We start from the raw sequence: 2,006 nt of genomic DNA, 5'->3' as shown, positions 1-2,006 counted from the left end.
CGCTAGGCATTGCCGCCGCGCCGGGGGCAGACGCCGTGCTGATCGCGCTCGCCGATATGCCACTGGTGCCGGCGGCACACTTTGCCGCGATGCTGGCCGCATTCGATGGCGATCGCCTGACCAGCAGTTGTAACCGCCAGCCGCTGCCGCCGGCCCTGCTCGGCGCGCAGCACTTCCCCGCGTTGCTGGCGCTGACGGGAGATCGCGGCGCAGGCGCCTTGTTGCGCGATGCGCCCGCGCTGGCGCTGACGGCCGAGCAGGCACTGGACATCGATACGCCCGAAGACCTGGCACGCGCACAAGCGCTGCTTCCCCCTCCGCCAGCCCTACGGGCTGCCACCTCCCCCGAGGGGGGAGGATAACCCAGCCAGATCCTCCCCCCTCGGGGGGAGGTGGCGGCCGCAGGCCGTCGGAGGGGGCGTCAGCAGCCCAGCGCGTCAATGCCCCTGCGCATGCTGCCGCATCAAGGCATAGAAATCCGCAAACGTCAGCCGTGCATCGAGCGTCTCATAGACGCGCACGGTTCGTCCCGCGATTTCTGCCCCGTATGTGCCATCGGCATTGATCCGGCGCGCAGTCCGATCAACAAAAGTGCTGCTCTCGGGCGAGATCGCCGTCAGCAACACCGTCGGGCTGTCTCCCAGCGGCCAACTGCCCCCCACGTTGATAAAGGCAGGCGGCGTGGTAAATCGATCATAGAGCCACGCCCCGAACGGCGAGATCGGCCTGAGTTGGTCACCCAGTTCGGCCACCGAGGCCTGCATCTGCCGATAGGCCGCCTGTGGAATCTGCCACAAGGGAACGGCGGAGCGCTCAACAACCTCTTGCGCCGCCGCAACATCGGTTGCCAGATTGTATTCCCAGTTGCCATTGGGATAGCTGCCACCGCCGATCCACACCACCGTCATCCGCTGGGCAATCCGCGGTTCGATGCGCAGCGCCGCGGCAAGGTTGGTCAATGGCCCGCCACAGGTAAAGAACAGCGGCAAGGGATCATCGCGCATTGCCTCTGCCACGATCGCCAGCGCCGCCTTCGATGCGGGTGCCTTGCTGTTGCCCAGATCCTCGGTCCCGGCATAGACCGGCGGCGGCGCAGCGAGGCCAGCCTGGCGCATCAGTTCTTCGGCAATATCCTTACCGGCGGCAGCGGTCTTGCCGGCAATGGCGGGATCGGTAAGCTTGGGGTTCAGCGCCGAGCTGGTGATCAGCACCGTCCGGGTCTTGGGCGTCAGCAACTGATGCGCCAGCGCGACGAGGCCATCGGGATCGCCGGCAAAATCATTGTCGACGATCACCCGCGCCGATGGTCTTTGCGGGATGGCCCGAAAATTGGCGGCGCCGGCACGGCCGGCCAGAACCGATGCTCCCGTTCCTGCCAGCGAAACTGCAAACGCCCGTCTTGTCAGCATCTTTGCCCTCAATCCCCTCTGGTGCGCCAAGGCGGGCGCCCTTGTTATCGCTATCATATGGCAATCGGGCAGGTGTGCAACAGGGCCGCCGCCTGGCGCGTTACGCCAGCGGATGCAGCGCCTCGTAAGCGCCCAGGATTTCCGCCAGCGCCGACAGCGCCAGCACGCCGGGCTCGCGCGTGCGGGGGATCAGGCCGATCGGGCTGGTCACCCGCGCCAGCTGGGTTTCATTCACCCCGTCGCGCGCCAGGTCATCCAGCCGCGCCATCCGCGCGCGCATCCCGCCCTGCGCGCCGATGTAGAACGCGGGCGTGTCGAGCGCCCAGCGCAGAATCGTGCGTTCCCATTCGTGATCGTGGAACAGCAGCAGGATGGCGGTCCAGGCATCGGCCTGCGCGCCCTGCGGCACCCCGCCTAGGCGCAGCGCGCCAGTGTCTTCCTTGGCAAAGACCTGTGTCGCGATGCCCATCGTGCGGGCCAGCGCCGCCGTCGCGGTCAGCTCCGCGCCCTCGCCCAGCAAGACCAGCGAGAGCGCGGGAATGTAGGGCCGCGCACGCAGCAGGTGCGGCGGGGCATCGGCCGGCACGGGCAGCGGCA

Annotated in this window: 3 protein-coding genes; 1 reads left to right on the top strand and 2 read right to left on the bottom strand. The window is 67.8% G+C overall.

Annotated elements, in window-relative coordinates:
• A partial coding sequence (locus tag H926_RS27680) for an NTP transferase domain-containing protein (protein ID WP_158441988.1) occupies nucleotides 1-362 on the top strand: 362 nt, incomplete at its 5' end.
• Between the two features lie 75 nt (nucleotides 363-437).
• On the opposite strand, the gene H926_RS0114160 is transcribed toward H926_RS27680, so the two are convergent.
• Together H926_RS0114160 and H926_RS32535 are read right to left on the bottom strand one after the other, a co-directional pair.
• Complete coding sequence (locus H926_RS0114160; protein ID WP_022676898.1) at nucleotides 438-1,409, bottom strand: nucleoside hydrolase; 972 nt, start codon at nucleotides 1,407-1,409, stop codon at nucleotides 438-440.
• Between the two features lie 100 nt (nucleotides 1,410-1,509).
• Nucleotides 1,510-2,006 (bottom strand): XdhC family protein (locus H926_RS32535; RefSeq protein WP_192816557.1); only part of this gene is annotated, 497 nt, incomplete at its 5' end.

It is taken from the genome of Novosphingobium sp. B-7 (genome assembly GCF_000410615.1).
Taxonomy (GTDB): Bacteria; Pseudomonadota; Alphaproteobacteria; order Sphingomonadales; family Sphingomonadaceae; genus Novosphingobium; species Novosphingobium capsulatum.
This window is presented reverse-complemented; position numbering and strand designations above follow the sequence as displayed.